General features: G+C 70.6%; 18 protein-coding genes. 9 read left to right on the forward strand and 9 right to left on the reverse strand.

Translation table 11 applies throughout. From position 1 onward, the window contains the following. Nucleotides 1-208: 208 nt before the first annotated feature. Nucleotides 209-1,165, forward strand: coding sequence for a hypothetical protein (locus UA74_RS25615; RefSeq protein WP_157442331.1), 957 nt, complete (start codon nt 209-211; stop codon nt 1,163-1,165). Next, nucleotides 1,126-1,686, forward strand: coding sequence for a hypothetical protein (locus tag UA74_RS25620; RefSeq protein ID WP_075765630.1), 561 nt, complete (start codon nt 1,126-1,128; stop codon nt 1,684-1,686). The genes UA74_RS25615 and UA74_RS25620 overlap by 40 nt, the downstream gene beginning before the upstream one ends. A gap of 7 nt (nt 1,687-1,693) precedes the next feature. Here UA74_RS25620 and UA74_RS25625 read toward each other — a convergent pair whose 3' ends face one another. From UA74_RS25625 to UA74_RS25635, 3 genes are all read right to left on the reverse strand, one after another. Then, the gene (locus UA74_RS25625) at nt 1,694-3,136 is read right to left on the reverse strand and encodes a dihydrolipoyl dehydrogenase family protein (RefSeq protein ID WP_083684157.1); all 1,443 of its coding nucleotides are present in this window, start codon (nt 3,134-3,136) and stop codon (nt 1,694-1,696) included. A gap of 399 nt (nt 3,137-3,535) precedes the next feature. Further along, nucleotides 3,536-3,832, reverse strand: coding sequence for a DUF6343 family protein (locus tag UA74_RS25630; RefSeq protein WP_075742518.1), 297 nt, complete (start codon nt 3,830-3,832; stop codon nt 3,536-3,538). Nucleotides 3,833-3,964: 132 nt separating this feature from the next. Then, the gene (locus tag UA74_RS25635; RefSeq protein WP_157434448.1) at nt 3,965-4,819 is read right to left on the reverse strand and encodes a hypothetical protein; all 855 of its coding nucleotides are present in this window, start codon (nt 4,817-4,819) and stop codon (nt 3,965-3,967) included. 449 nt (nt 4,820-5,268) lie between these two features. Between UA74_RS25635 and UA74_RS25640 the strand changes: the two genes are divergently transcribed. Both UA74_RS25640 and UA74_RS25645 read left to right on the forward strand, forming a co-directional pair. Beyond that, a complete protein-coding gene (locus UA74_RS25640; protein WP_157434449.1) occupies nt 5,269-5,610 on the forward strand; it encodes a hypothetical protein in 342 nt (113 codons plus the stop codon). Between the two features lie 135 nt (nt 5,611-5,745). Next, nucleotides 5,746-6,786, forward strand: coding sequence for a DUF2382 domain-containing protein (locus UA74_RS25645; protein WP_083683633.1), 1,041 nt, complete (start codon nt 5,746-5,748; stop codon nt 6,784-6,786). 499 nt (nt 6,787-7,285) lie between these two features. On the opposite strand, the gene UA74_RS25650 is transcribed toward UA74_RS25645, so the two are convergent. From UA74_RS25650 to ftsY, 4 genes are all read right to left on the reverse strand, one after another. Further along, complete coding sequence (locus UA74_RS25650) at nt 7,286-7,624, reverse strand: P-II family nitrogen regulator (protein WP_075742522.1); 339 nt, start codon at nt 7,622-7,624, stop codon at nt 7,286-7,288. Then, nucleotides 7,621-9,003: an ammonium transporter gene (locus UA74_RS25655; RefSeq protein WP_075744233.1), complete on the reverse strand. Its 1,383-nt coding sequence runs from the start codon at nt 9,001-9,003 to the stop codon at nt 7,621-7,623. The genes UA74_RS25650 and UA74_RS25655 overlap by 4 nt, the downstream gene beginning before the upstream one ends. A gap of 320 nt (nt 9,004-9,323) precedes the next feature. Further along, nucleotides 9,324-10,055 (reverse strand): D-Ala-D-Ala carboxypeptidase family metallohydrolase, encoded by a 732-nt coding sequence (locus tag UA74_RS25660; RefSeq protein WP_075742523.1) that lies wholly within the window; start codon nt 10,053-10,055, stop codon nt 9,324-9,326. A 613-nt stretch (nt 10,056-10,668) separates the two neighbouring features. Then, on the reverse strand, nt 10,669-12,168 hold the full coding sequence (ftsY, locus tag UA74_RS25670) for a signal recognition particle-docking protein FtsY (protein ID WP_075742525.1): 1,500 nt from the start codon (nt 12,166-12,168) through the stop codon (nt 10,669-10,671). Between the two features lie 117 nt (nt 12,169-12,285). Here ftsY and UA74_RS25675 point away from each other — a divergent pair, with 117 nt between their 5' ends. Genes UA74_RS25675 through UA74_RS25685 form a run of 3 tightly spaced genes read left to right on the forward strand, consistent with a single transcriptional unit; the run spans nt 12,286 to nt 15,549 of the window. Then, on the forward strand, nt 12,286-13,542 hold the full coding sequence (locus UA74_RS25675; protein WP_075742526.1) for an anhydro-N-acetylmuramic acid kinase: 1,257 nt from the start codon (nt 12,286-12,288) through the stop codon (nt 13,540-13,542). 12 nt (nt 13,543-13,554) lie between these two features. Beyond that, entirely contained in the window at nt 13,555-15,171 is a 1,617-nt protein-coding gene (locus UA74_RS25680) for a sodium:solute symporter (RefSeq protein WP_083683635.1), read from the forward strand. Between the two features lie 57 nt (nt 15,172-15,228). Next, entirely contained in the window at nt 15,229-15,549 is a 321-nt protein-coding gene (locus UA74_RS25685; RefSeq protein ID WP_075742527.1) for a GNAT family N-acetyltransferase, read from the forward strand. Nucleotides 15,550-15,716: 167 nt separating this feature from the next. On the opposite strand, the gene UA74_RS25690 is transcribed toward UA74_RS25685, so the two are convergent. Next, entirely contained in the window at nt 15,717-16,136 is a 420-nt protein-coding gene (locus UA74_RS25690) for a hypothetical protein (protein ID WP_157434450.1), read from the reverse strand. 502 nt (nt 16,137-16,638) lie between these two features. On the opposite strand from UA74_RS25690, the gene UA74_RS25695 reads away from it, so the two are divergent. Then, on the forward strand, nt 16,639-17,511 hold the full coding sequence (locus tag UA74_RS25695) for a helix-turn-helix domain-containing protein (RefSeq protein WP_075742529.1): 873 nt from the start codon (nt 16,639-16,641) through the stop codon (nt 17,509-17,511). 275 nt (nt 17,512-17,786) lie between these two features. Beyond that, nucleotides 17,787-18,062 (forward strand): DUF397 domain-containing protein, encoded by a 276-nt coding sequence (locus UA74_RS34215; protein ID WP_075742530.1) that lies wholly within the window; start codon nt 17,787-17,789, stop codon nt 18,060-18,062. A gap of 306 nt (nt 18,063-18,368) precedes the next feature. Here the strand turns inward: UA74_RS34215 and smc are convergent, their stop codons facing one another. Then, nucleotides 18,369-22,193, reverse strand: a complete 3,825-nt coding sequence (smc, locus tag UA74_RS25705) for a chromosome segregation protein SMC (protein WP_083683638.1) — start codon at nt 22,191-22,193, stop codon at nt 18,369-18,371. Nucleotides 22,194-22,353 lie beyond the last annotated feature (160 nt).

The following is a 22,353-nucleotide window of genomic DNA, read 5'->3' on the forward strand; positions in this document are numbered from 1 at the left end:
CACCCGGCGGTCCCGGCCCGCTTGCACGAACCGGTGTTTACCACTGAGTAGCGTGAGCAGTTCCGTGACGAGGGCTACCGTGAGACTCCGAGCCCGTCACGTGCAGCCCGGCAGCAGATCGCCGTCGAGGCATCCGAGGTCAGGGCTTCGTCATGTACACCGCGGGAGGTGGCCAGTGCGGCTGATTCGGCTCGGTGAAGGCCCTTCGGTGATCAGCGTCGACGTACGAGCGACGCTTGCCTCCTGGGGCCGGGGCGACAGACTGGTCGGCGGGGTGGCCGTCCTCGGGGACACGCCGTCGGGAGCGGCCCGCCCGGTGGACGCGCTGATCATCCGACCGACCGGCCTGACCCTCGTGGTCGGAGTCGACCTGCCGGACCCCGCGATGAAGCTCGACGCCCCGCTGAGCAGGCGGTGGCGCGTCGACGGCTGGCTGCTCACCAGGTCTGACGAGTCGCCCAACCCGGCGGGCGAGGCGATCGAGCTGACACGTGTGGTGCGGGACCGGCTGCGGAACGCCGGGACGCAGGTCCCGCTGACCACCGTGATCGCCATCGGGCCGTACGTCGAGGAGGTTCGCCAGCCGCCGGAGGACCTCGCAGAGGGCTTCTGGGTCCTGCATCCCTCGCCGCCGTCGCTGCTCGGCGCGCTGCGCGAGTCCGCGCATCGCTCGACGTGGCTGGGGGTGGGCGAGGCACGGCGCGTCCTTCTCGCCCTGTTCCCGGATCGGCCCGAGCTGGTCGAGGATGTCCTGACCTCGGCGGAGCTGGACGCCGAGGGCTTCTCGACTGCCGAGGCCGCCGTCTCCGCGCAGCAGACGGCCGTCCCCCTCGGCCAGGCGGACGCGGGCACGGTCGTACTCCCCCGGCCTGCGGGCGTCCCCGCACCACCGGACGCGGGAGCGCCGGACCCGGCCCGTTCCGGGACACCGAACTCGGCGACGACCGGTCCCGTCGCGCCGCACGCGGGCAGGCCCGGCGCAGCGCACCGCCCGGCCTCGGGGCACGCGTCCCGGCGGGGCCGTCGGGCCCGCCGCCCGCAGTCGGGCAGCCCGGGGCGGCTGCAGGCGGGTGGCCGGGCGCGGTCCGTCCGGCGTCCCGGCGGACGGGGTTCTCCGGTCAGCTGGTGGCGGCGGCGGTCATCGCGGCCCTCGTGCTCGGCGTGATGGCGTTCCTCGCCGTCGAGTCCAGCCTGGGCGGCGACAGCTCGGGGGTCGAGGACGGCGATGAGTCCGCGCCCGTCGCCGTCGTGGTCGCGGAGGGCACCGAGTTCGCCGTCCGGGGCGAGGACGGTGCCGACGACTGCGCGCGGCACTCCTACGGCGACGTGCAGGCCTGGCTGACCGACCATCCCTGTACCGGTCTGTCCCGAGGCCTGTTCCACACGGATGCGCCTGCCGAGGCCGCGGTCTCGACGTCGGTGGTCGAGTTCACCGACGAGAACCAGGCCCAGGAGTTCGAACAGCTCGTGACCGGCGTCGGCCGAGGCGGGATCAACGACCTGGTGCGCGACGGGCAGGGCTGGCGCGGCGGGCCGGAGTCGTTCGACGGCGCCGCCTTCGTCGTCGCCAGGACCGGCACCCAGGTGCGGATCGGTCAGGCGGTGTGGATCGACGCGCCGTCGGCGCCCGATGACGTCGAGCTGACGACGCTCGCCGAGACCGGCCTGACGCTGTCCGCCCGGTGATCGACCTTCAGAGCCCGTACTTCTCCAACAGCCGCAACCAGACCTCGCTGATCGTCGGGTACGCGGGCACCGCGTGCCAGAGTCGATCGATCGGCACCTCGCCGACGATGGCGATGGTCGCCGCGTGCAGCAGCTCGGCCACGTCGTAGCCCGCGAACGTGACGCCGACCAGGACTCGTCGATCCTCGTCGACGACCATGCGGGCCCGGCCGCGATAGTCCTTGGCATGAACCGAGGAGCCACCGACGGCGATGTCCAGGTCGACGACCCTGGTGCGCAGGCCCGCCTGTCGAGCGGCGTCCGCAGTGAATCCGACGGCGGCGACCTCGGGGTCGGTGAACACGACCTGCGGGACGGCGGTGTGGTCGGCGGTGGCCGCGAAACGGCTCCACGGCGAGGCGCTGCGGGCCTCCGGCGTTCCCGCCGCGCGCCCCGCGATCACGTCGCCGACCACCCGTGCCGCGTACTTGCCCTGGTGGGTCAGCGGAGCCCGGCCGGTGACGTCGCCCGCCGCGTACAGCCAGCTGCCCTCGATGCCCGTCACCTGCCCGGAATCATCGACGCGGAGCGGCTCGCCGGGGGTCAGGCCGACCACGTCCAGCCCGATCGCGTGAGTCGCCGGGCTCCGACCGGTCGCGACGAGGAGTTCATCGGCCTTGATCCGCCTGCCTTCGTCCGTTCGCAGGGCGATGCCGCCCGCTTCGGCACCGACCCGCTCCAGCGTGGTGTCGAGCAGGACCTCGACGCCGTCCTCGCGCAGCCCTTCGGCGACCAGTTCGCCCGCGAAGTCCTCGAAACTCTGGAGGAGGCGCGGCCCGCCGTTGATGAGGGTGACGTTGGAGCCGAGGCGTGCCCAGGCCTGTGCCAGCTCGACGCCGACCGGTCCGCCGCCGAGGACGGCGAGCCGCCGGGGCACCGAGCGGGCGGAGGTCGCGTCCCTGGAGGTCCAGGTACGGATCTCGTCGAGTCCGGGGATCGGCGGGGTGCGTGGGGCGCTGCCGGTGCAGACGACCACGGCCTGGACGGCGGTGATCTCGCGGGTGCCGTCGGCGTCCTCGACACGGACCCGACGTGGTCCGGTGATGCGTGCGGTCCCCTTGATCACGGCGATGCCGCTGCTGCGCGCCCAGTCGAGCTGTCCGTCGTCCTTCCAGTCGGAGGCGATGGCGTCCCGTTCCTTGAGGACCTCGGCGACGTCCAGCCGGCCGGTCACCGCCTCGCGCGCGCCGGGGACTCGGCGGGCGGCGGCGAGCGCGCTGCCCGGCCGCAGCAGTGCCTTGCTCGGCATGCACGCCCAGTAGGAGCACTCGCCACCCAACAGCTCCGCCTCGACGATCACCGCTCGCAACCCGCCCTGCACTGCACGGGCCGCGACGTTCTCGCCGACCGCTCCGCCACCGATCACGATGACGTCGAACTCCGTCTGATGTTCGATCTTCTTCTGATCCACGCCGCACAGCGCACCGCAGCGCGCACCTCCCGGCAACTCGACGTCACCGTTCTGTGACCTGGGGTGCACTTCCCGGCACGCACCGCCATCGGCGGGCCGGGGAGTCACCGCCTTTATGCCCGCTGCACACCGTGCGGTCCGCGGCGGCCAGCGCTCCGGCGGTCGCCGTCGACGAGGTTCGTCACGCCTACCGCCGATTCGTCAGGCGGGCGACCTCGGCCGTGCGGGGATCTTCCGAGGCGGGGCCGTCGATCGGGTACCGCATCGGATGCGGCCCCTGCGGCGGATCGAGAGCGCGCGGCGAGCCCGCACCTCGGGTCCGCGCAGCAGGGCAGGCATTGCCGGGCCTGCTGCCTCGCCCGGTCCGGCTGCTGAGCCGATGTCCGCCTGGGGACGCACTCAGCCGGGCTCGCCACGCCGCTTGCGGTGGGCGATCCACATGAGGTCCACCGCGGCGATCACGGCCAAGACGGCCAGCACGGTGCCGAAGACGACGTGGTCGGCGATGAAGAACAACACGGCGGCCCCGGTACAGAACACCAGGCCGAACCCCGCCAGCCACAGCCGCAGGGTCAGGGGGCTCCTGGTGGGCGCCGCGCCGCCGATCCCGGCGGTCAGGTCGTGGTAGTCGTACAACCCACGCTCGTACTCGGCGCGGGTGCGTCGATGTCGGGGCTCTCGGGCGGGATCAGCCATGCATCGGTAGTACCCACGCCGCCGTCCAGGCACACGCACCGCCCGATCGGCGCTCCGCCACGGGGTCGGGCCCGCTGTCGCCTGCGTCATCGCAGGCGGTGGTCACGTGGGACTCGACATCGCGGGTCCGGGTCAGTCCGTCCGCCGGGCGGGATCGGCGACATCGTGCTCGGCGCCCGGCTGATCCGGGATGTCGATCTCAGGCCGCGCCGGTCCGCCCTGCTCCTGTTGCTCAGACCGACTGCGCTGGTCGGACTGCTCGGACCGATCGAAGGCCGGTCCCGCACTCGACCGGGCCGGACCGCCTGCCCGAGTCGACTCGGGCCGGATCGGGGACAGCACCTCGCCGACCAGCGCGGGGGGTCGGGTGAGATAAGGCCTGCACACCCTCGTCGTGAGCATGCCGATGGCGAGCAGCGGGACGATTCCCGACAACGCACCCGCCGTGGCGCCCGCACTCAGCACGTCTCGAGGCAGCAGCCGGGGACGTCGGTTCATCGGCACCCGACGTAGTGGCAGTGAACACAGGTAGAGCAGGACGACGAGCCCGACCAGCGCGAGGACCGCCCGATAGATCGCCTGGTGATACCCGAGGCCCTCCGCCGCGACCATCACCAGGAGCCAGCCTGCCAGGGCCGTGTACTGGGCGTGCTCGGTCGTCGCCGCCCACAGCAGTCCCGCAACCCAGGCGCACAACAGCAGGACCGTCCGCCGCTGTGGCTCGGCGAGGAACTCTCCTGCCGAGTGCAGTGCGTCCCGGACGTCGACGCCGACCGTCTCCAAGGCCCGGCCCGGCACGTCCAGCGGCGAGAGTCTCGTATCGGGGGGACCGATCTGGCCGACGATCCAGGCACCCGACCACAGCGAGATGATCACCGCCTGCACCTGCTGCCAGCGTGGCCGGTCGGACGCGCGCTGCACCAGCAGCGTCAACTCCTGCCATCGCGGCAGCAACGCCGTCGCTCCCGACAGCCGACCAGTGCGCACTCCTGAGATGGTCCCGGCTTCGCTGCCGCACCGGAAGACCCGCCCCACAGACGGCGGCAGAGCACCGGATCACAACGAGAAACGATCACTCAAAGTGACATTTCCTTGAGGCGAACGAGTGGCGGCACGCCCCCCGGACGCCGGAACCGCACCGCCCCAGCCAGCCTGCGACGCGCCGACTCTCCACGTTCGAGTGAGAGGCGCCGGGCGGCCGGCGGGCCGGCGTAGCGTCGGGGAAACCGTCGTCGTATTACTCCGTCCGAGCAAACGAATCTCGGGAATCATCCGAGATATTCGCAGGTACCGGCAGTTCTGACCGTCATGTCCCTCCACTGTCGACCACCCGATCGGCATCGTGGTCGTCCCGAACCGAGCGGGGATGCCTGCCGGGGTGGAACGACGTGGTTCGGGTGATCGAACACCACAACCGCGAGAGAAGGGAGCCGGTGGTGAACTCACCACTCTTCGTAGTCAAGGATGAGCTGTCCTCCCCGGTGTGTGTCAGCTATACCACCGGCGGACGACCAGTGGTGGCGATCCGCCGGGGGCAGGTCTTCTCTCCCGAGTTCGCTCAGGCGTTGTCGGACGCCCTGAGCGCGATGAGTCTGAGCGCGACACCCCTCGGCACGACGACCCTGAGCGCGGCAGGCCTGAGCACGACGGGGCAGCACGTGACGCCTGCCGTCCCGCGACAGGCCGACAAGGAGCGCAACGTCGAGAACGAGATCCCGGCACGATGGGCGCCCGCCACCACGCGGGCTGCGCTCCGGTCGACGCGCTTCGCCCGCTGAGCGCGCCAATACCCCACCAAGCCTCGCCCACACGGTTGGACTCGCCGCCTAGACGCAACCCTTTCGGGTGGTTCTGTCCGCGCATTGGACCAGCTGGGTACTCCCTTCAGTGGAGTCGTCTGGAGGTGGCGAACAATGACCAGTGGTATGCAGGACATCAAAAAGCTGCCCGGTCGCACCGTCTATGGTGCGGACGGCAGCAAGATCGGCAAGATCGCACAGGTATGGCTGGACGGACCGTCCGGAGAGCCGTCCTGGATCTCCGTGCACACCGGCTTGTTCGGAGTGCGCGAGAGCTTCGTCCCGGTAGCGGGGATGCGTCGCAATGATCAGGGCGACGTGGAGGTGCGCTACAACCGGGACCAGGTCCGCGAGGCGCCTCAGGTGGCCCCGGATCAGGGCGAACTGCCGATCGAGGAGGAGAGCAGGCTGTACGACTACTACGGCCTGCCCAGCCAGCGCCAGAGCCCGGAGGGGCTGAACAGCGGAAGCAGACAGCAGGCCGCCGCAGCGTCCGACACCGCGCAGCCGAGCACGGGCGGGGCGGCGGGCGCTGCGGGCGCTGCGGGCGCCAGGCAGCCGGAGTCCCGTATCAGCGGCGCCGAGGCACGGGCCGGGCAGCAGCACGCGGCGAGCACCTATCCCGAGATGCTGGCGGCGGAGGAGCGCGCCGCAGGCCGGACCGGTGCGCCGACCCCGACGGCCAAGGGTGACCGGAGCGCCACCGGTCGCGCGGCGGAGTCGCCGGTCGCGCGGCAGACAAACCGAGGCGAGGCCATCACCCGCTGCGAGGAGCAGCTCAGCGTGCATGCCGAGCAGGTGGAGGTCGGCCGCGCCTGGTTGCGCAAGTACGTGGTCACCGAAGAGGTGCAGATCAAGGTGCCGCTCAAGCGGGAGCGCGTCCGCATGGAGACCGAGCCGATCACCGATGCCGACCGGGAGGCCGCCGCAGGATCGGGACTGCGCATTCACGAGGAGCAGCGCGAGGTCATCCTGCACGAGGAGCGCCCGGTGATCGAGCGTCGGACCGTCCCGGTCGAGCGGGTGCGACTGACCACCGAGATGACCACCGAGGAGCAGACCATCACCGATCAGGTCCGCAAGGAACGCTTCGAGTTCAACGACGGTCATGACGGCCACGGCGGATCTGACGGCCGCTCCGGCCGTCAGACCTGACGTCGCAAGACGCGAGCCGGGGCATGAACACGCTTCGCCGCCCGACTGGCCTCACCCCTCACCAGGCCACTCGGGCGGCGTTGCACGTCGTCCGGCCAGCAGCGGCGAGGCCCTCGGGAGTGGCTCGATCGGGGCGGAATCCGATCGAACGGACTCGATCTCCTGGCGGAACTATCGACAAGCCTGTCAGCCGGGGCGGCGGGCGAGGAGAGGGAAAGGCACCAGATCGACTGAGGGGATCTACTCATCACGTCGCCGAGCGCACCCCGCGCATCGGTTCGGAAGCCCCCGCGACCCGCAGGCGTCGCCGGACGACTCACGGCGAACGAGATCCTGGCACCAGGGCCGAATCGGGCCTGCACCGCCCCGCACAGACGAAGACGGAGCCCCTCGATGAGGGACTCCGTCTATCGCGTCGGCGTCATGTCACGTCGGCGGCACGCCGAATGGGATGACTCTGTCGGGCCGACCCGGATGCCTGCCCGACGTTGCCGGGTGTCTACAGCGCTTCGCTGTCGCGTTCGCCGGTCCGCACCCGTACGACGGAGTCGACCGTGGTCACCCAGACCTTGCCGTCGCCGATCTGGCCGCTGTGGGCGTTCTCCACGATCGTCGTCACGACCTCCTCGGCGATGGACGTCTCGGTGAGCACGTCGATCCGGACCTTCGCCACATAGTCGATGGAGACGCCTGCACCTCGGTAGACCTCGGTATGGCCTTTCTGCCTGCCATAGCCGCGGACCTCGCCCACTGTCATGCCCAGCACACCGAGCCTGTCCAGGCCCGTGCGAATCGCGTCCAGGGTCGCGGGCTTGACGATCGCGGTCACCAGCTTCACTGCTTACTCCCCTCATAGGCAGGCGACGCCGAGTCCGAACTCGTCGTCGGCGCCGTCGGGCCGGGCGCGGAGGTCGTCGCCGCGCCGGTCGACCCAGTCTGGTGCCCGGCGACGCGGCTGACGGCGAAACCGGCGAACTCGTAGCCGCCTTCTGCGTGTTCCGACTCGTCGACGCCCGCGTCCTCCGCCTCCGGCGGGACTCGGAGTCCGATGACCGCCTTGACGAGCAGTGCGAGCAGCAGGCTCAGCACGAAGGAGTACGCCAGCACCGCGAAGGCACCGACAGCCTGGATGCCGAGCAGCCCGAAGCCGCCGCCGAAGAACAGGCCGTCGACCCCGGCCGGGGTGCTGCTGTCGCCGAAGAAGCCGATCAGCAGGGTTCCCACCAGGCCGCCGACCAGGTGCACGCCGACGACGTCGAGCGAGTCGTCGTAGCGGAAGCGGTACTTCAGGCCGACCGCCAGGGCGCAGAGCGCACCCGAGATGAGCCCGACGGCGATGGCTCCCAACGGGGAGACCGACGAGCCTGCGGGGGTGATGGCCACCAGACCCGCGACGATGCCGGAGGCGGCGCCCAGAGTAGTGGCGTGCTTGTCTCGGATTCGCTCGACCAACAGCCAGGCGAGCATCGCCGCGCCGGTCGCGACCAGCGTGTTGACCAGGACCAGCGCGGCCGCGCCGTCTGCCGCGAGCGCCGAGCCCGCGTTGAAGCCGAACCAGCCGAACCACAGCAGTGCCGCGCCGAGGACCACCATCGGCAGGTTGTGCGGTCTCATCGGCTCCTGCGGCCAGCCGCGCCGCCTGCCGAGCACCAGCGCCAGCGCGAGTGCCGCCGCACCGGCGTTGATATGGACGGCCGTGCCGCCCGCGAAGTCGATCGCGCCGAGGGTGTTGGCGATCCAGCCGCCTACCACCCCGGACTCCTCATCGCTGAACGCGAAGACCCAGTGCGCCACCGGGAAGTAGACGACCAGTGCCCAGAGCCCGGCGAACAGCAGCCACGGGCCGAATCTGATGCGATCGGCGACCGCACCAGAGATCAACGCCACCGTGATGATGGCGAACATCGCCTGGAAGCCGACGAACGCCAGGGTGGGAATGTCACCGGAGAGCGAATCCGGGCTCCACAGGCCGTTGAGGCCGAAGTATTCGAGCGGGTTCCCGAGAAGACCAAGACCCACATCGTCGCCGAATGCCATGGAATAGCCGAAGAGCACCCACAGGATGCCGACGACACCCATGCTCCCGAGACTCATCATGATCATATTCAGCACGCTCTTCGAGCGAACCATGCCACCGTAGAAGAAAGCCAGCCCTGGCGTCATGAGCATCACCAAGGCCGCGCTGGTGAGCACCCACGCGGTATTTCCGCTATCCATCTCGCCTCCGTTCGTGCCGACGCTTCGGCCAAGGTTCGAACCGGGGCGTTTCGGCATGTGTCCATCGATGTTTCCCCTACGTGAAATACCTTCACCATCGGTTACGGGAAGATTTCCGACACCGGGCAAACATCGAAGTGGCACGAGACGAAGATCGAGAGAGCGCTCCCACTAGGTTACGGAATGCTCACGGGCAGGCCGGAAGGTCTTGGCTGAATTCGCCCGAATGCCGCAAGGCTGTATCTGAGCATCCCACCTCACCGCAAGACGAAGCGCGGCGCCCCTGCTGGGACGCCGCGCTTCATCGATCCGTGACCGGGCTAGATGGCCCAGTACCAGGCGCTGGAGCCGTAGGAGTACTCCGCACGGCTGTCGACATGGGTGAAGGTGCTGTAGCGAATGATCCCGGAGAAGCCCGAGGTCTGGCCGTAGCCGATGGTCTGACTCACCGAACGACCGCTGATGACGATGTCGGCCGCGATGCCGTACATGTGCTGACTGTTGGATGCGCCGCCGACGGCGGCGTTGTGCGAGACGCTGCGGAAGCCGGAGTTGATCGTGATCGCCCGGTCCCCCGACTTCTTACGGACGGCCTCCAGCTTGTACATCAGCCTGCGGACGTTCTCCCGGACCGTGGAGGCGCCGACCCGACCGTTGTTGAACGCGGCGCCGTCCCTGGAGTGGAACTCCGAGAAGTTGAAGTGCCGAGTCGACCCGTCCGAGGCCTCCAGCCAGTTGAGCTGAGCCTGGGTCGCAGGCCCCACCACGCCGTCGATGCCCAGCCCGTACGCACCCTGGAAGCGACGCACCGCGCCCTGCGTGGCGGGTCCGAAGTCGCCGTCGACGGTCAACGCGGTGCGCGATGCGCTGGCGGCGGCCCAGCCCGCGACCCGAATCTGCAGTTCGCGGACATCGGCACCGCTGTCACCCTGCCGAAGAGTCCTCGTCCAGTTGTAGGCATGCGCCTCAGGCGCACTCACGACGCTCACGGTGCCCATGGTCATCACCAGTGCGGCGAGCAGGACGCTCATGCGTCCGAGCAGTCTCAGCATCGTCGTTCTCCTTCCACCCAGTGGCCGGCCTGCACTGGGCCGACCATCCCTCACCGTGCCGATCTTTCGGCGAAATGGACAGAGTGTGGGGGAAGAATTCACGAACCCGGCACCCAGCTTCGGCCGGTCGGATCAGCGCACTGAAGTGGACGGCTCAGCCGATACGGCCGGGCGGCTGCCGGTCCTACGACCGTTGGCAGCAGGAGCGCACCGCCGAGCGGTCCCGGCGCCTGTGCGGGGCGGCAGGCCGCAGCCGGTCGATCCGGGGCGGAGTCCGAGTCGATCCGGCGCCGGCCCGGCCGGTGCCGGCCCGGCCGGTGCCGGACCAGAGCGCCAGACCCGACCGGCAGGCAGCACGTGCGGCGGACGACCGAGCCGGGTCGTGTTGCGCGATGCCGGCCACGCGAGCCGTCACCACGAGTCCCACGACGTCCAGATCCGAGTCGAGACCCGCTCGTCGACGGCGACCCCTGCCGGTCGCGCCGCCCGTAGACGGTTCCACGGTCGCGGCCGCCCGCCGCCCGCCTTCCGAGCCGGTCGAAAGCAGGCACAGGCGGGCCGACGTCGTGCGTCCGCGATCAGTCCGACGACCCGCCGGAACCGGGAGCGGTGACTAGTTGAGCAGGGCGTCGACGAAGGCGGCGGGCTCGAACGGAGCCAGGTCGTCCGGTCCCTCGCCGAGACCGACGAGCTTGACCGGGACGCCCAGTTCGCGCTGCACCTGGAAGACGATCCCGCCCTTGGCCGTGCCGTCGAGCTTGGTCAGGACGATGCCGGTCACGTTGACGACCTCGGAGAAGACCCTGGCCTGGGTCAGCCCGTTCTGCCCGGTCGTCGCATCGAGGACGAGCAGCACCTCGTCGACCTCGGACTGCTTCTCGACGACCCGCTTGACCTTGCCCAGTTCGTCCATCAGGCCCGACTTGGTGTGCAGTCTGCCCGCGGTGTCCACCAGGACGGCGTCGACCCCGGCCGAGGTGCCCTGTCGGACCGCGTCGAAGGCCACGCTGGCCGGGTCGGCGCCCTCGCGCCCCCGCACCACCTCGGCACCGACCCTGGCGCCCCAGGTGGCGAGCTGATCGGCAGCCGCGGCTCGGAAGGTGTCGGCCGCGCCGAGCACCACCTGCCTGCCGTCCGCGACCAGCACCCTGGCCAGCTTGCCGGTGGTGGTGGTCTTGCCGGTGCCGTTGACGCCCACCACGAGCAGGACAGCGGGCCTGCCGCTGTGCGGCAGCGCCCGCACGGAACGCTCCATCTCCGGACCGAGCGACTCCACCAGCACCTCGGTCAGCAACGCCCTGACCTGCGCCGCCGTGCGCACCCCACGGGAGGCGATGCGCTCCCGCAGCTTGCCGACCACCTCGGTGGTCGTCAGCGCGCCGAGGTCGGCGAGCAGCAGGGTGTCCTCCACCTCGGTCCAGGAGTCCTCGTCGAGATCGCCGGCGCCGAGCAGTCCGAGCAGGCCCTGGCCGAAGGCAGAACGGCTACGCGACAACCTGCCCCGAAGCCGTTCGAGACGCCCTTCGGTCGGCGCGATCTCCTCGACCTGCGTCGGTGCGGGCTGCGGCTGCGCGGGAACGGGCGTCGTCGGCGGCTCGGCGGGCTGCGCGGGGACCGGGGCCGTCGGGGGCTCGGCAGGCTGGGCGGGCACCGGGGTCGTGGGCGGTTCGACCCTCGGGGCGGGTGCGGCAGCGGAGTCGGCCGGGGATACCGTCTCGGTCGTAGGCCCCGCAGGCTCGGCAGGTCGGGTCTCTGGCGCGGTCGTGGTGTCCGAGTCGGTCCCGGTGTCGAGAGCGGGTCCGTCCGCCGGGGGCAGGGTCACGTCGACGATGCCGCGTCGCCGCGAGTCCCTCGGCACCGCCGCGTCGTCGCCGACACCGGGCTGGCCGTCCACCTCGGTGCGGTCGGCAGCAGTTCGCGAGGACAGACTGATCCCGCCGCCTGCCTGGTAACCGCCGCCACGCGGCCCGGAACGCACCTCGCCCGCCTGCGACGCCGACTCGGCCTCGGTCAGTCGGATGCGTCGGCGTCGGACCAGCACCACACCCGTGATCAGCGCTGCGGCAAGCACGACGAGAGCGATGACGAGAACCCAGATCCACGTGGTCGGCACGCGGCCATCCTCCCACTCGCCGCAGCTCTGACCGGGAACCGGCCTGCGGCGGTGTCACCGCCTCGGCCGAGCCCGCACCTCTTGCGCAAAGCGCCGCTGTGCTCTAGACCACAGCAGATGGATCGTTGTCGGGTCGTCGGTCTCAGCTCGGGCACGTCGATGGACGCCGTCGACGTGGCCGTCGCCGATCTCGCCGTGGCGGACGAGACGGTGTCGTTGCAACCGTTGGGGGGTCTCGGCGTGCCCTATCCGGTCGATCTGCGCCGCGACCTCATGACCGTCGTCCAGGAGGGCGACTGCTCCGCCCGGCTGCTCTGCGAGCTCGACACCCGGATCGGACAGACCTTCGCCGAGGCGGCACTCCGGGCGATCGACGAGTACGGCGGCGGGCGAGCCGATCTCGTCGCCTCACTCGGGCAGACCGTCTACCACTGGATCGAGCCCGGTGCAGCGGGCTCGGCGGGCAGCTGTCTGGGGACGCTCCAACTCGGGTCCCCGGCGTGGATCGCCGAGGCCGTCGGGCTGCCGGTCGTCGACGACCTTCGGACCAGAGACGTCGCAGCAGGCGGCCACGGCGCCCCGCTGGCAGGCCTGTTCGACCGGTACTGGATCGCGGGTCTCGTCCGTGCCGAACCCGAGGACCACACGCCGATCGGCGTGTTGAACCTCGGCGGCATCGCGAATCTCACCGTGGCCGACGGCGCGGCGACCATCGCCTACGACGTCGGTCCGGCCAACGCCCTGCTCGACGCCGCCTGCACCGAACTCGACCCGGCAGGGCCGGGCTTCGACGTGGGCGGCAGGCTCGCCGCGCGGGGGAGGCCCGACTCCGACCTGCTCGGCGAGCTGCTCGCCGACCCCTTCTACAGCGCCGCTCCGCCCAAGTCGACGGGCAAGGAGCACTTCAACGGCGCCTACCTGCGCGGCCTGCTGGCCGGTCGCCCCGCCATCGCCCCGCCGGACCTGTTGGCCACTCTCGTGGAGCTGACCGCCGCGACGATCGGCGCCGCCGTCCGAGGACACGGGCTGTCCAGGGTCGTCGTCTCCGGGGGCGGTGCTCGGAATCCGACTCTGCTTCGAGCGCTGCGTGCTCGGCTCACACCCGCCCAGTTGACTCCCAGCGACCTGCTGGGGGTGCCGGGCGATGACAAGGAGGCCTACCTCACCACGCTGCTCGGCTTCCTGACCTGGCACGGGCTCCCCGGCAACCTGCCGTCGGCCACCGGAGCAGCCGGGCCGAGGGTGCTCGGCTCGATCACTCCCGGCGCCGGTCCGCTACGCCAGCCCCCTCCCAGCGCCGCTGCCGTCCGTGCCCTGCGCATCGACCACGTTCGCGACAGACCCGACCTCGGCCCGGCCGCCGCCGCGCACTGACCAGGAGGCGTCATGCACACACTGGATCTCGTCGTCATCGTGGGCTATCTGATCCTCATACCGGTGATCGGCGTGTTGATCGCGGGCAGACAACGGTCCGCGGCGGACTACTTCGTCGGCGGACGGAACCTGCCCTGGTGGGCGGTCTGCTTCTCGGTGGTGGCCACCGAGACCTCCACCCTGACCGTGATCAGCGTGCCGACCGTCGCGTATCTGGGGTCCTTCACCTATCTTCAGCTCGCGATCGGCTACCTCATCGGCCGGGTGGTGGTGGCCTTCGTCCTGCTGCCCCGGTACTACGCGGGGAACCTGGTCAGCGCCTATGCCTTCCTCGGGAAACGCTTCGGACGAGGACTGCAGGGCACCGCGTCGGTGACGTTCATGGTGACCAGGCTGCTCGCCGACGGCGTGCGGCTGTTCGCCACCGCCATCCCGGTGAAGCTGCTGCTGGACGCCCTCGGCCTGAACGTCGCCTACTGGCAGATCATCCTGGGCCTGGCGCTGTTCACCGTCGTCTACACCTACCTCGGCGGCATCAAGGCGGTCATCTGGGTGGACGTGATCCAGATGGTCATCTACGCCGGCGGCGGTGTCGCGGCGGTCGGACTGCTCGCGAACCAACTGCCGGACGGCTGGTTCGGCGACGCCATGGAGGCGGGCAAGTTCCAACTGCTCGACTTCGGCTCGAACATCCTGACCAACCAGTACTCGTTCATCGCGGCCGTCATCGGCGGCGCGATCTTCGCCATGGCCTCCCACGGCGCCGACCAGCTCATGGTGCAGCGGCTGCTGGCCTGTCGCGACGTGAAGGACAGTCAGAAGGCGTTGATCGCCAGCGGTTTCATCGTCTTCCTGCAGTTCACCCTGTTCCTGCTGATCGGCGCGATGCTGTGGAGCTTCTACGGCGGAGCCGACCCGGCGGCGCTGGGCCTGGGCGCCAACGACGAGCTGTTCCCCTCCTTCATCATCCAGGAGTTCCCGCCGGGGCTGGCCGGGCTGATGATCGCGGGCATCCTGGCCGCGGCGATGAGCACGCTGTCGTCCTCGCTGAACTCGCTGTCCACCTCGACGGTGAGCGACATCTACCAGCGGTTCAGTCGGCGCCCGCTCTCCGACGCGACGGTGCTGCGGCACGGCAAGGTCTGGACGATCGTCTGGGCGCTGGTCTTCGTCGGCTTCGCCTCGATGTTCACCACGACCTCGAATCCCGTGGTGGAGCTGGGACTGAGCATCGCCAGCTACACCTACGGCGCGCTGCTCGGCGCATTCGCGCTGGGTCTGCTGGTGCGGCGGGCACGGCAGACCGACGCCGTCGTCGCCTTCGTCACGACGATCGTCGTAGTCCTGTTCGTCGTGACCTTCGTGCGGCTGCCCGGCGACGACGGCGAGCCGCTGCCGCTGGCCTTCCCGTGGTTCGCGCCGCTGGGCGTGGCGATCACGCTGCTGGTGGGCTGGTTGATGTCGCTGCGCGGCCCGCGACGCGGAGTCGTTCAGCAGGAGTTCATTCCGCAGACGACCGGTTCCGGCGGGAGTGCAGAGCGGACGACCGCGACGCACGAGACCTTGGACGGATCGGAGCCGGACGCGACGAAGCCGGAGCAGAAGGGCGAGGCCGACCCGGTCGGCTGAGCGCCGAGGCAGGCCGCTGGTGTGCATCGAGACAGGGCGGCGGGCAGGATGGCGCAAATGAACAGCCAGGAGAGCGCAGCCGAGCCGGACCTCGTGGTGCGAGACGCACCGGAACGCAGGCGATACGAGGCCCGGCTCGGCTCGGAACTCGCGGGCTTCATCGACTACGACGTCGACGGGACGGTGCTGGCGCTGCTGCACGCCGAGGTGGCCGAGGAGTTCGGCGGTCGGGGCATCGGAGGCCGGATGGTCCGCCAGACGCTGGACGACGTGCGAGGCCGGGGCCTGCGCATCCGGCCTGCCTGCTCGTTCGTCGCGAACTGGGTCGCGCGTCATCCGGACTACGCCGATCTGGTCGATCGGCAGGATCGCGCGTAGCCGCCGTGCGGCGGGCGGGCATCGAGGGCCTGCCGCCGGAGCCCGACGGCGGCGGCGGTTCGACGAGCGGCCGGTGAGCCCGGTGCGACAGCGGGCAGGCCGCGTACGGTCGGATCGTCGCCTCGGGATGGGGACTGGTCAGGCGAACGGGCTCTGGCTCACCGGAATCAGGGCCCGGCGCCTGCGGCGCCGCGTGACCCGGTGAGCCAGGCGAGCCCACCGAGCAGGTGATCAATCAGTTCCTCACACTGATCGGCGGAGAAGGCGACCTGGATGTTCTCCTCCTCGGTGAAGAACAGCCCCAGCGACATCCGGCTGCGGTGCGGGGCGATGCGCAGCGGCACCGCGCCCCCGTCGGGATGCGGCACGTCGAGGGTCCGGGTGTCGCGGGCGCGCAGCGCGGCGATCAGCTGCTCGGTGGCGACGGCGTCCAGCAGCACGGCGAATCGCGCGGTCGAGGCCAGTCGCAAGTAGAGCAGTCTGCGATCCTCCGTCAGCTCGATCTGACTGGTGCAGTGCCCCGTCGTCAGGTCCTCACCCGCGACTCGACGGTAATAGGTGAAGGATCGCCGTGAATGCGCTGACATCGCCATCCTCACTTCTCCGCCGCAAAGCCCAGGGCGGTCCGATGGTTCGATCTTGTTTCGCGGGCCGAGCCACTGTGGGCGCCTGCGCTCACGCCGAAGAGCCTACGGGCTGTGCCACCCGTGCCGACGGTCCGTGCATCGGGGGTGAAATCATGTGCGATGGCACCTGGTGAGACAACCAGCTTGTCCGAAATTTTCAGCCAGACAAGTAGTTGACTGAACTTTTCGTGTGATTCACCCGATCGAGTGGCAGCACTCGACCCGGTCCTGTCCGTAAAGTCTCATCGGCGGCTCGCCCGCCGCCCACTGGCGTGGTAGCGCGTCACATTTCCGAGGAAGGCGGTTCCTCGGCCCCGGCACTGGAGAGACCAGAAGTGCGGCGGACCGTGGCGAACCCCGGTCTCGGCGATTCGGCGTCGACGGTGTCCGTCGAAGGGACGCGCCTGCCAGCAGAACGACTCGTCGTTGTTCTGCGTTTCGCCCCGTCGACAAGGAGGTACGGGTGGCAGCACCACCACGCGGCAATCCGACGGCACGACGGCGTCAGCTCGCGCGCGAGCTGCGACGGCTGCGCGAGCAGGCTCAGCTCACGCTGGAGGCGGCGTCCCCGCTGCTCAACTTCTCGCCTGCGAAGCTGTCCAAACTGGAGCGGGCGCAACATGCTGCGCACCCCAACGACGTCACGGTGATGCTCCAGGCATACAAGGTCAGCGGCGAACGAGCCGACTCGCTCATCGCGTTGGCCAAGGAGGGCAGGCAGAAGGGTTGGTGGGAGATCTACGGCGATGCCGTGATCGACTGGTTCGAGGCCTACATCGGGCTGGAGTCCGACGCCACCTCCATTCACGCCTTCGAGATCGACCTCATCCCCGGCCTGCTGCAGATCCAGGACTACGCCCGCTCGGTGATCGAGGTCTGGGAGCAGCCCACCGGAGACGACGACGTCGTCAATCGTCGCGCCAGGCTGCGCACCGCACGGCAGACCCGGCTCACCGAGGAGGAGCCGCTGGAGTTCCACGCCGTGATCGGGCAGGCGGCGCTCCATCAGCTCATCGGCGGACCCAAGGTGATGCTTGCGCAGCTGGAGAGCCTCATCTCCACCGCCCGGCTCGCCAACGTCACCGTCCAGGTGCTGCCCTTCTCGGCGGGCGCGCACAGTTCGCTGGGCACCGCGTACTCGATCCTGCGCTTTCCCGAGGGGGAGGATGACGTCGTCTACCTGGAGACGCTCTGCCGAGGTCTCTATGTGGAGGCCCGCGACGAGGTCGCCCGTTACAACACCAGCTTCGCCGAACTGCGCAGCACCGCACTCAGTCCGACGGATTCCGTCGAGCTGATGACGAAGCTCGCCGCCGACCTCGCCCGCGACTCCTGAGAGTCTGTCTTCGGTCCCGCTGGAGTCGTGAGCGGGGATCAGCCGTGGGTGAGCTGCAAGGCGAGGAGGAGGGAGCCATAACGGAGTCATGGTGACCGACGACGACGCCGCAGATCGCCATGCCTGCCCCGCGCAGATCCGAAAGCAGCGATCAAAGACAGGCTCTTCAGATCGCCCCAACCTGCGACGCGGCAGGTGCGACAACGACATTCACGACTTGTCGCTCACTCGACCGGGACACCCGTCGCGGATGCCACCACGAGGAGGACCCGATAATGGGGCAGCTCTTTACCGCAGGGACATGGCGGAAGAGCAACCGCAGCAACGGTGCGGGAAACTGCGTCGAAGTCACCACGATCCGCGAGACGATCGGTGTTCGTGACTCGAAGAATCCGGACGGCCCGGTTCTCTGCTTCCCGGTCGCCGAGTGGTCGGCATTCCTGGATCGCGTGGAGGAGATACTCCCGCAGCCGTCGGTGGCGATCAGGCCGGGCGCAGGCGCCGCGCGGCGGCCCGCTGCCGACGAGCAGGCTCCGAGGTCCGCTCGCTGAAGCGGGCTCGCCGGGACCGGGTCACTCGGGCGCCCGGGCGCCGCAGGCCGGTCGTGGCGACAGGAGAGGCCGGGTCGGCAGGCGCCCGACCGAACGACGTGCCCGTCGGCCGTCCACCCGCTGCTCGGTCGCTCCGTCTAGCGAGACCGACCGGCCGGACCGTCGGGAGAACCGGCAGCGGCCCGCCCGGCCGGGGCGGGAAGCCGGACATCGGCGGCCATGACCCTCGCACCGAGCCGACCGCTGTGGCCGACCGTCGTTCTCGGGCCCCTGATCCTCGCCGGAGAACGGACCCGAGCCTGCCCGCTAAGCGGGTCCCGGCCCGGCATCCTCCGGCGCAGGTTCCGGCACGGTCTCGAGTTCCCGCACCGCTGCCTGCGGTTCCTCCGCCGAGTCCGGCTCGCCGCTCACGGTCTGCTCGGCACTCGGGACCTGCTCGGCACTCGAGGCCTGCTCTGCACTCAGAACCTGCTCGCCGTCCGGGACCACCGCCCCGTTCTGCGCCGATCCCGCCGCAGGCACGAGCCCGGCCCGGCCCGCGTCGACGGCAGCGCGGGTCCGACCACGTAGCCGCTGCGAGATCACCGCGCTGATCCCGTCGCCCCGCATGCTGACCCCGTACAGCGCGTCGGCGATCTCCATCGTCGGCTTCTGGTGGGTGATGATGAGCAGCTGCGAGGTCTCTCGGAGCTGCTCGAGCAGGCCGATCAGTCTGCGCAGGTTCGTGTCGTCCAGCGCGGCCTCGACCTCGTCCATCACGTAGAACGGCGACGGCCGGGCCCGGAAGATCGCCACCAGCATCGCCACGGCGGTCAGCGACTTCTCGCCGCCGGAGAGCAGCGAGAGCCGCTTGACCTTCTTGCCGGGCGGCCGAGCCTCTACGTCGACGCCGGTGGTCAGCATGTCGTCGGGCTCCGTCAGCACCAGCCTGCCCTCGCCGCCGGGGAAGAGGGTGGCGAAGACGATCTCGAACTCCCTGGCCACGTCCACGTAGGCGGTGGAGAAGACCTCGAGGATGCGCTCGTCGACGTCCTTGATCACCGTGAGCAGGTCCCGGCGGGTGGCCTTGAGGTCCTCCAGCTGCGTGGACAGGAAGCGATAACGCTCCTCCAGCGCCGCGAACTCCTCCAGGGCCAGCGGGTTGACCTTGCCGAGCAGCGAGAGGTCTCGCTCGGCGCGCTTGGCCCGCCGCACCTGGGTGTCCCGGTCGAAGGGCATCGGGGCCGGTGCGGTGACCTCCTCGCCGCGTTCCTTCGCCGCCTCGTACTCGGCGGTCTCCGCCGCGCTGGGCGGCACGCCGACGTCGGGTCCGTACTCGGCGGCGAGATCCTCCAGCCCGATGCCGAAGTCGTCGGCGATCTTCGTCTCCAGCTGCTCGAGCCGAAGCCGGCGCTCGGCACGCAGCACCTCGTCCCGGTGCACCGCGTCGGTCAGCTTCTCCAGCACGGCGGTCAGTTCCCGCGCGTGGTTGCGCACCGCCGTCAACGCCTGTTCCCGATCGGCGCGGGCGGCCTGCGCGGCGTCCCGCTCGTGGACGGCACGGCTCAACGACACCGCGATCCGTCCCGAGGCCGTCTCGCCCGCGTCGACGACGGCCTTCGCCACCGCAGCGCCCCTGCTCCGCGCCGCGCGCACGGCGGCGATTCTCGTCCGGTTCTCCCGCTCGATCCGTGCGGCCCGGCGCAGCTGTTCGGCCCGCCCCTGCACGGAGCGGGCCCGTTCCTCGGCGGTCCGCTGGACCAGCCGGGCATCCATCTCCCGCTGGCGGGCCGTGCCGACGGCCTCGGACGCCTGTTCCCGCTCGTCGGTGTCCGGCTCGTGCTCCAGCGGCTCCGATTCGACGGAGGACAGCCGATCCTCCGACTCCGCCAGCCCCCGCAGGGTCTGCTCGTGCGCGGCCTCGACCTTGGCGCGGCGGGTCCGCAGCTGCTCCGCCTCGGTGCGCGCGGCCTTGGCGACCTGCCCGAGCCTGCTCAACCGCTCGGTGCTGCGCGCCTTGCGCACCTTGGCCTCGTTGACCGACTCCTGCGCGGCACGCATCTGATCTCGGCGGTCTCGCTCCTCGGCGCGCGCGCCGTCCAGCGCTGCCGCATGGGCTGCCAGCCTGCTCTGCGCTGCCACCAGCTCCCGGCGGGCGTCGTCCACCGCCGCCTGCACCTCGATGACGCTCTGATCGCGGCCGGAGCCGCCCGAGGCGAAGTCCGCGCCGAGGACGTCGCCCTCCGGCGTCACCGCCCGCAGGCCGGGAACGTCGGCGATCAGCGACTTCGCCGCCGCGAGATCGCCGACGACGACCACCCCGTCCAGCGCCCGGAGCACGGCGGGCCGTAGCGCCTGCGGAGCGCCGACGAGGTCGGCCGCCCACCTTGCACCGCGTGGCAGCTCCGGTCGGGCTCCACTCGCGACGGACGGCGCCCCGCCGATGAGCAGGCCTGCCCGGCCGGTGTCCTGGGACTTCAGCAGCTCCAGCGCCACCAGTGCGTCGTCGAGCCCGGCCAGGGCCACGGCATCGGCGACGGGGCCGAGTGCGGCGGCCAGGGCCACCTCGGCTCCGGGTTCCACGGTCAGCAGCGCCGCCACCGACCCGAGCAGGCCCGGCAGCCGCTCGCCTGCCGCGAGCAGCGCGCCCGCCCCGTCCTTGCGGGTCAGTCCCAGCGACAGCGCGTCCACCCGCGCGGTCCAGGCGGCGATGTCCCGTTCGGCGCCGCGCTCGGCGGCCACCAGCTCGGCGACCCGTTCCCTGGCCTGTTCCCTGGCGGCGGCCGCCGCATGATGCAGCTCCCCCAGGTCCGCGTCGTCGGTGTCCTGCCCGTCGTCGACGGCCTGCTGCTCCTCGAACTCCTGAGTGGCCGCGTCCGCTCGGTCCTCGGCCTCGGCCAACGCCGTCGACAGCCGCTCGATCTCCTCCTCGGTGGAGGCCGCCTTGCTGCGCAGCACCTCCACCTGCCCGGCCAGCCTGGCCAGGCCCTCCCGACGATCGGCGATGGCACGGGCGGCGGCGACGTGCGCCTGTTCGACGGCCTTGAGTCGCTGCTCGGCCAGCCCTCTGGCCTCGACGGCGTCGGACAGGTCGAAGCGGGCCTGCTCCAGGACCTCGGCCAGCTCGACCTCCGTCTCGGCGGCCTCCTCGGCCTCGGCCTCCAGCTCCTCGGGATCGCGCCCGCCGCGCGGTCCCTCCAGCGGTGCCGTGAGGTGCCGGTAGCGCTCCGCGGCCAGCCGCACGGTGCCCCGCAGCCGTTCCTCCAGTGCGGAGAGCCGATACCAGGTGTCCTGGGCGGCGTTCAGCCTCGGCGCGTCCTGCGCCAGCTGCTCCTCCAGCGCGGTCTGCTCCGCCTGGGCGATCTGCAACGAGCGCTCGACCTCGGTGCGACGCGCCCGGACCGAGGCCTCGTCGGCCTCGTCCCTGGCCAGGTCCACGCGGGCCGAGACGAGGTCGTCGGCGATGAGTCGTAGTCGCGCGTCCCGCAGGTCCGACTGGACCGCCTGCGCCCGCCTGGCGATCTCGGCCTGCTTGCCGAGCGGCTTGAGCTGCCGACGCAGTTCGGCGGTGAGGTCGGTGAGTCGGGTCAGATTGGCCTGCATCGCGTCGAGCTTCCGCAGCGCCTTCTCCTTGCGCTTGCGGTGCTTGAGGACGCCTGCGGCCTCCTCGATGAACGCGCGCCGTTCCTCCGGCTTGGACTCCAGGATCGAGGCCAGCTGTCCCTGACCGACGATGACGTGCATCTCACGGCCGATGCCGGAGTCCGACAGCAGTTCCTGGATGTCGAGCAGCCTGCACGAGTCGCCGTTGATCTCGTACTCGGTGGCGCCCTCCCGGAACATCCGTCGGGTGATGGAGACCTCGGTGTACTCGATGGGCAGGGCGCCGTCGGAGTTGTCGATGGTCAGGGTCACCTCGGCGCGGCCGAGCGGGGCGCGGCCCGAGGTGCCCGCGAAGATGACGTCCTCCATCTTCGCGCCGCGCAGCGCCTTGGCGCCCTTCTCGCCCATCACCCAGGTCAAGGCGTCCAGCACGTTGGACTTGCCGGAGCCGTTCGGACCGACCACGCAGGTGATGCCGGGCTCGAAGCGCAGGGTGGTGGCCGAGGCGAAGGACTTGAAGCCCTTGAGCGTCAGGCTCTTCAGGTGCACGGCTCGGTCATCCCTCCACGGTCCCCATCCCAGCGCGCCAGACGCGGGTACGACCGACGAGCGTACTCATCGCGACTGGTCAGCCACCGCGTGCGGCGGTCGGACACGCGCCCGCATCCGGCCCGAGATCACGGCGACGGGATGACCGGAGGCCGCAGTC

This window comes from Actinoalloteichus fjordicus, assembly GCF_001941625.1.
In the GTDB taxonomy this organism is placed as follows: domain Bacteria; phylum Actinomycetota; class Actinomycetes; order Mycobacteriales; family Pseudonocardiaceae; genus Actinoalloteichus_A; species Actinoalloteichus_A fjordicus.

Excerpts from the sequence above, each read along its gene's own strand:
- UA74_RS25675 (WP_075742526.1), top strand. The coding sequence starts at position 12,286 with ATGGATCGTTGTCGGGTCGTCGGTCTCAGCTCGGGCACGTCGATGGAC.
- UA74_RS25680 (WP_083683635.1), top strand. The coding sequence starts at position 13,555 with ATGCACACACTGGATCTCGTCGTCATCGTGGGCTATCTGATCCTCATA.
- UA74_RS25685 (WP_075742527.1), top strand. The coding sequence starts at position 15,229 with ATGAACAGCCAGGAGAGCGCAGCCGAGCCGGACCTCGTGGTGCGAGAC.
- UA74_RS25660 (WP_075742523.1), bottom strand. The coding sequence starts at position 10,055 with ATGCTGAGACTGCTCGGACGCATGAGCGTCCTGCTCGCCGCACTGGTG.
- UA74_RS25630 (WP_075742518.1), bottom strand. The coding sequence starts at position 3,832 with ATGGCTGATCCCGCCCGAGAGCCCCGACATCGACGCACCCGCGCCGAG.
- UA74_RS25690 (WP_157434450.1), bottom strand. The coding sequence starts at position 16,136 with ATGTCAGCGCATTCACGGCGATCCTTCACCTATTACCGTCGAGTCGCG.
- UA74_RS25645 (WP_083683633.1), top strand. The coding sequence starts at position 5,746 with ATGACCAGTGGTATGCAGGACATCAAAAAGCTGCCCGGTCGCACCGTC.
- UA74_RS25655 (WP_075744233.1), bottom strand. The coding sequence starts at position 9,003 with ATGGATAGCGGAAATACCGCGTGGGTGCTCACCAGCGCGGCCTTGGTG.
- UA74_RS34215 (WP_075742530.1), top strand. The coding sequence starts at position 17,787 with ATGGGGCAGCTCTTTACCGCAGGGACATGGCGGAAGAGCAACCGCAGC.